Consider the following 3780-nt stretch of genomic DNA (forward strand, 5'->3'; position numbering starts at 1 on the left):
GTTTTGTGATTAATGATAATGAAAAAAACATATTGTTAGATTATAAAAATAAGCCTCTTCGTTTAACTACATTAATTACAGATACACAAACCCAGGAAGTTTACGGTTATGACGTAAAGGAATTCGCTGATTGGACTATAACTGCTAATAGGGTTTACTGTTTGAATCCTAATTAAAACTACAAAGAATTTAAGTTACCACTTAATGAAAATTAATAGCAAAAACTGCACATCCATTTGGATGTGTTTTTATTTAAATAAAAAGGATACTTGAAGAATTATTGACGATCCGTTAGTTGCATTGGAGCTATTCATCACCGGTTAAGAAACCTGGTAATGCTGCACGGGATGGTAAAGTAATAAATGAAGGAAAAAATGTGACTGAAAGTATAAGGAATACTGATGAAGGAACGTCTAAGGGCACGAATAATGCTGGACAGAAAGCCAGTGGAGCTACTTCTAAAGTAATTGAAGAACTTAAAGGTCCTGTTATAGATGGAAAACGAGTTGGAAGTAGTAAAAAGATTGATAAAGTAAACCCAGTTTGGGGAAGAGACGAAAAAGGAAAACCCTCTATAGAAGAAGAGTTCCCTCATGTTAGTAAAGGAACATGGTTTTGCTGAGTTGTTGATAATTATTCGGGATTTGCAGAGGAGTTTTCACTAGTAGGAGGGGACGGTATTAAAAGAGATTTATATCAAATTACAGGTAGTAATAATGGCAAAAAAGGAGTTTTTGAATGGATTATTGAGCCAAATGGTGATGTGAGCCACAGGAGGTTCATTGAAAACGGTGTTATAGCGGGTAAACCAAATGAAATTCCAAAAAAGTAGGACGTGAATAATATGAACTTAAAAGATTTTAAAAAAAGACATATTAATTATGACTGGAAAACTATTTTTATAGGTATCCAAGAAAACTATCTTAGTAAAGATGTTATTTCAGACTATGCGGTAGAGTTAATGGAAAATGGTGATGAAAGTGAGATTGTCAATGAGCTTGCATGGGGAGTATCTAGTGAAAATTTAGATAAAGTAATGGTAGAAATAAAAACTAATTATTTCCCCTATTTAGATGAAGAAAGCACAATATTATTAGAGGAGAATAGAAAACTCAGATTTGTTTGCTTATTTGAAATAAAAGAAAGCTGTGAAGAAGAAAACGAATTACTAAATAAAATTGCAGAGTTTTATGGAAATCATCACTACCCAGAAGATATGGTGAGTTTCATTAATTATATGCCTCAAGATGTTCCAACTACGACACAAGATTTAGTAAATAGGTTTGAAAAATTTTTAGAGCTAGAGAGAGTGAGATTTTGTTAGTTATTTTATTTGACTCTAAGGGCAGAGAAAGAACTAATAAAAATCATTACAAAGTTAAGTCTGTTGGTAGGGAACTTGAAATAACAGGATAGAAGTTAAAGCAATACGTGTAAACTATTAGTGATTCAGTTATTATTGCCATTCCATATTAATGTTAAGTGTAATGTAAGCTGCTAAGAATTCTCTTGAAAAAGACATCGATGGAATATCCGATTAAGATGAAACGCAGATTTTAGTTTGTAATGGTGTCCTTCAAAATTTAACATTTTATTTTTCATAAGATATACCCAGTCACTAATGAAATGTGTTGTAATATCTGATAAATAAAATGGTCTTTGAGCTCGTTCTTCTTGAAAGTTAAAAGAACTTATTGATCTAAACAAAAAATGTATCCAGAAATGAGGAAATAAAATGAATGATATTTTTGTTAAATCACTTTATGAGTCTATCATTAAAGAGAACCTAAAAATATACAAAGAATTGTATGAAACTACGAATGTTACTTCTAAAACAGATGATTATTGGAAAAAAGCTATTGGTTTTTACGATAGTTTAACTGACGAAAATAAAGTTACATTAATGAAGATAATTGAACAAACTATGATTGATACTATTTCAAACATGCTAGGAGTAATTGATGGAAGTTCGACTTTAAAAGATTGTTCGATAGAACCTAAATTACTTCTCGATTCTATTGACACAGAAGGAGAACTGCAAGATTCGTTTATAGAATTCATAGAAGAAAGAGATAGTAACATCTAATTGGTTTTTTTATGAATGGGCTTCCTAAAACTACACTCTCTATGCGTATAACGATATATATTCATTAGACCCGGCATCTTAAGTAGATAGTACCCTCAATCAAAGACTATTTAGTGATGCTAATAGTAATGAAATGTTATATTCGCCACTAGCTATTTAACCGTTTATTTTCTTCGTCAGTAGTAAAAGAGTATCAGGAGGTTTTATACATACTAATACGTAAGGTTTATTTTTATGGTTATTGTAGATAATCTCTTTACCTCTTCGTGTGAAAATGGAATATTATAACTATTGATAGTTTGCTAGAGGGGGAGAAGAATGTTCACCTATGGGGCATTATTGTATACTAAAGGATATAGTGAAATGAGTTTTTCTAAACATGTGATGAGGACAAGCCTATGAAGGTATTGGATGTAGACTTATTACAAGATGGGCTTCAGCGAAACATTACAATGTTAGGAAGATTAAATACTGAAATACAAACAATCCAGCGTGGAGTCGAAGGACTAGTTCAGATGGAGGAACAATTAAAAGGAGAAGGAGGAGGTGCCATTCGCTCCTTTTATGAGGAATGTCATTTGCCATTTCTTCAGTTTTTTCAATTGTTTTCCTACGATGCTCAACAAGTACTTTATCAAATTGGCAAAGCGCTTAACTCTCTCGAACCAGACCTATCAGGTTACATATTAGAAGAATTTTTAGAGGGAGAACTGGAGCAGGGATTGACACTTATTGGCCAATTTACCGCTAGTCTAACAGACGAAACAAATAGCATCATGGATCAGGTGAGTGACATTGTAGCACTGCCTCATTTAGATGATAGCGCAGTGCAGGAGGGGGTTATTAGTTCTAAGAGAAAACGTGATGATACTCTCTCGCATCTGTATGAATTTGATGCAACACAGACGACTGCTTTAAACACCATGGAACAGGATATCCGGACAATGGAAACATGGCTCTCTGATATAGAAGGGATATTTAAAAGTGGGCTAACGGATGTTCATTTCCAAGCAGATAACTGGGGAGCATTGACTGTTAAAAATAATTTGCAGACAGAATTGGCATCTCGTACATCACCTGTTGCTGTACTTTCCTCCATAGTGAATAGAGAAAATCAGTTGACGACTATGCTCCAGGCATTTATATCTGGTAATGTTCCTATACGATTTGGCTATGGTGGTTTGATTCACGTAAACAATCCTTTTGTGGGTGCAGATATGCTTGTCTTATCCTGTCCTAAACCTGAGCTCAATGGAACGGAACAAGAAGCTGTTGATCAAAATATATTTGTGAAATCCTTCCATAGTTTCAAAGGGATTGCTGAAGACTTTTGGGATGGGGTACGTATACGACGTGAAAAGGCACTAGATTCCCCTTATGATTTTGTGAACTATTGGACTTTTGGGGCTTCGGGGGGAATTTTGTCAGGAGCCAATGAAAGAAGTGCCAGGATGTTCGACTCGAAAAGGGATTTTTTAAATTATGCTACATTTGGTTTTAGTGGAATGTTTAAAGAAGCGATTTTTCCAAAAGATCCTTTGTCCAAAGAACATTGGCAAAATAGCTTTGAGTTAGTGACAAGTTTTTTAGCACTCAAATTTTTAGCATCCTCGTCCCCGGTCAAGACATCTGGTAATGCTGCAGTGGATGGGAAAGTAATAGATGATGGGAAAAACGGGACTGAAGGTACAAGT

The 3780-nt window shown here is 34.2% G+C and carries 4 protein-coding genes; all 4 read left to right on the forward strand.

Annotated features, from left to right (window positions below; all coding sequences use genetic code 11):
- The first annotated feature begins 376 nt into the window (after nucleotides 1-376).
- Nucleotides 377-622, forward strand: a complete 246-nt coding sequence (locus tag AC06OU_RS11520) for a hypothetical protein (RefSeq protein WP_475855911.1) — start codon at nucleotides 377-379, stop codon at nucleotides 620-622.
- A 222-nt stretch (nucleotides 623-844) separates the two neighbouring features.
- The gene (locus AC06OU_RS11525; protein ID WP_475855913.1) at nucleotides 845-1324 is read left to right on the forward strand and encodes a DUF2247 family protein; all 480 of its coding nucleotides are present in this window, start codon (nucleotides 845-847) and stop codon (nucleotides 1322-1324) included.
- 411 nt (nucleotides 1325-1735) lie between these two features.
- Nucleotides 1736-2086: a transposase gene (locus AC06OU_RS11530; protein ID WP_475855914.1), complete on the forward strand. Its 351-nt coding sequence runs from the start codon at nucleotides 1736-1738 to the stop codon at nucleotides 2084-2086.
- A 398-nt stretch (nucleotides 2087-2484) separates the two neighbouring features.
- Nucleotides 2485-3780: ribonuclease YeeF family protein (locus AC06OU_RS11535; RefSeq protein ID WP_475855916.1), on the forward strand; the 1296-nt coding region annotated here is incomplete at its 3' end.

The organism is Psychrobacillus sp., assembly GCF_056205495.1.

Coding starts and splice junctions, on each gene's coding strand:
- AC06OU_RS11525 (WP_475855913.1), top strand. CDS start 845: ATGAACTTAAAAGATTTTAAAAAAAGACATATTAATTATGACTGGAAA.
- AC06OU_RS11530 (WP_475855914.1), top strand. CDS start 1,736: ATGAATGATATTTTTGTTAAATCACTTTATGAGTCTATCATTAAAGAG.